The sequence below is a fragment of the Micromonospora sp. NPDC047753 genome, assembly GCF_040642735.1.
Taxonomy (GTDB): Bacteria; Actinomycetota; Actinomycetes; order Mycobacteriales; family Micromonosporaceae; genus Micromonospora.
Genome location: NZ_JBEYSL010000746.1, coordinates 1 through 2,319, shown reverse-complemented (window position 1 = coordinate 2,319; position 2,319 = coordinate 1). Strand labels below are relative to the sequence as shown.

The following is a 2,319-nucleotide window of genomic DNA, read 5'->3' as shown; positions in this document are numbered from 1 at the left end:
AGGGGCCCGTAGAGCACGTCGGCGTCGTCCGGTGCGCCGGTCTTCGTGTTGCGGGCCTGCTCGGCGAAGCCCGGTCCTCGCCCGTCTCCAGGCATGGCCGGGCCGGTGGCTGCTGCCTCCACCGCCAGGTGTCGACCTGTCGCTGCGGGTGGCAGAGCTGACCGCCACCCGCGCCGCGGCGCTGGACGCCCACGCGGTCGAACTGCGCCGGATCGAGCGGTCGCTGCACGACGGCACCCAGAACCGGTTGGTAGCTGTCAACGTGTTGCTCGGCGCTGCGCGGCGGGCCGTGCGCCGCAATCCGGACCGCGCCGACGAGATCCTCGGGCAGGCACAGGACGCTGCGGAACAGGCACTCGGCGAGCTGCGTACGGTGGTGCGCGGGATTCTGCCGCCGGTGCTGGACGACAGGGGTCTCGCCGGTGCGCTGACGGGCCTGGCCAGCAGCTGCGCGGTGCCCTGCCGACTGGAGGTGGACGTGGCTGTGCGGTGCGCGGCCTCGGTCGAGGCCACCGCGTACTTCGTGGTGGCCGAGGCGCTGACGAACGTCGTCCGGCACAGCGGTGCGAGCCAGGTGGACGTGGCCGTACGCCGCGAGCGCGGCCGGCTGCTGGTGAGCATCGAGGACGACGGGCACGGCGGTGCCAACGAGACACGTGGCTCCGGGCTGACCGGTATCCGCCGGCGGGTCGAGGCGTACGACGGCCGGATGACGCTGACGAGCCCGCCGGGAGGGCCGACCAGAATGGACGTGGAGCTGCCATGCGGATCGTGATCGCCGAGGACGACCCGCTGCTGCGTGAGGGGTTGGCGCTGTTGCTGCGGGCGGAGGATCTGGACGTCGTCGCCACCGCCGGCACTCCGGGCGAGTTCCTGGTCGCCGTCGACGAGCACGCGCCGGACGTCGCGATCGTGGACGTACGGATGCCGCCGACCCATACCGACGAGGGCATCGTGGCAGCGGTGGAGGCCCGGCGGCGGCGCCCCGGCCTCGCGGTGCTGGTCCTGTCGGCGTACGTGGAGCAGGCGTTCGCCACCGACCTGTTCTCGGTTGGCGCCGTCGGGCTGGGTTATCTGTTGAAGGAGCGGGTGGGCCGGGTCGAGGAGTTCCTCGCCGCGCTGAACCGCGTCGCGGACGGCGGCAGCGTGATCGACCCGGAGGTGGTGGCGCAGTTGCTCGCCCGCAACCGCCGGACGGACACGGCGCTGAGCGAGCTGTCGCCGCGTGAGCGTGAGGTGCTGGGGCTGATGGCCGAAGGGCTCGGCAACAGCGCGATCGCCCAGCGGCTGTTCGTCACCGACGGCGCGGTGCACAAGCACATCCGCAGCATCTTCTCGAAGCTTGAACTTCCACCGGACGACAGTGCCGACCGGCGGGTCACCGCAGTGCTGCGCTACCTCAACGGCGATCGGCGGTAGCGCCTGCTGTACCCGGACCTGGCAGCCCGCGGGATGGTCGCCGTTCTCCCACGTCAATAGCGTTTCTGGTGCGCGCAGTTCTTGCCGATGACACGGAGAGAGGCCACCAGAATGCCGGATTATCCGGACCAGACAACCGCACCGGCGGTACGCGTCGAACACCTCACCCGCGTGTACGACGCCGGCCCTGACCAGGTGACCGCGCTTGCCGGCGTCGATGTCAGCTTCGACCGGGGCACCTTCACGGCGGTGATGGGCCCCTCGGGCTCCGGCAAGAGCACGCTGCTGCAGACCGCGGCCGGGCTCGACCGACCGACCTCCGGTCGGGTGATGATCGGAGGCACCGACCTGTCCGGGCTGTCCGAGACCCGCCTGACCGAGCTGCGTCGTACCCGGATCGGGTTCATCTTCCAGGCATTCAACCTGATCGGCGCGCTCACCGTCGAGGAGAACATCGTGCTGCCCCTGCGCCTGGCCGGCGTCCGTCCGGACCGGGCCTGGCTGACCCAGGTCGTCGAGCGGGTCGGCCTCACCGACCGACTGCACCACCGGCCGGCCGCGCTCTCCGGCGGCCAGCAGCAGCGGGTGGCGATCGCCCGGGCGCTGGCCACCCGCCCCGAGGTGATCTTCTCAGACGAACCCACCGGCGCCCTCGACTCACGGACCGCGGCGGAGGTGCTGACGCTGCTGCGCGCGGTCGTGGACGAACACGGACTGACCGTGGTCATGGTGACCCACGATCCGATCGCCGCGTCGTACGCGGACCGCGTGCTCGTGTTGGCCGACGGTGCGATCGTCGCCGACCTCTACACGTACAACACGTTGGGTCTGCCGGAGTCGGCGATCGAGCCGTCCACGGCGAGCCACCCGGCAGCCGCGGACCGGACCTGGACCGTCGCG

3 protein-coding genes are annotated in these 2,319 nt (G+C 71.5%); all 3 read left to right on the top strand.

The window, feature by feature from the left end; translation table 11 throughout:
- Positions 1-148: 148 nt before the first annotated feature.
- On the top strand, positions 149-775 hold the full coding sequence (locus ABZ749_RS34050) for a histidine kinase (RefSeq protein WP_357235249.1): 627 nt from the start codon (positions 149-151) through the stop codon (positions 773-775).
- Positions 763-1,419, top strand: coding sequence for a response regulator transcription factor (locus ABZ749_RS34045; RefSeq protein ID WP_357235246.1), 657 nt, complete (start codon positions 763-765; stop codon positions 1,417-1,419). The genes ABZ749_RS34050 and ABZ749_RS34045 overlap by 13 nt, the downstream gene beginning before the upstream one ends.
- Before the next feature lie 111 nt (positions 1,420-1,530).
- A partial coding sequence (locus ABZ749_RS34040; RefSeq protein WP_357235243.1) for an ABC transporter ATP-binding protein occupies positions 1,531-2,319 on the top strand: 789 nt, incomplete at its 3' end.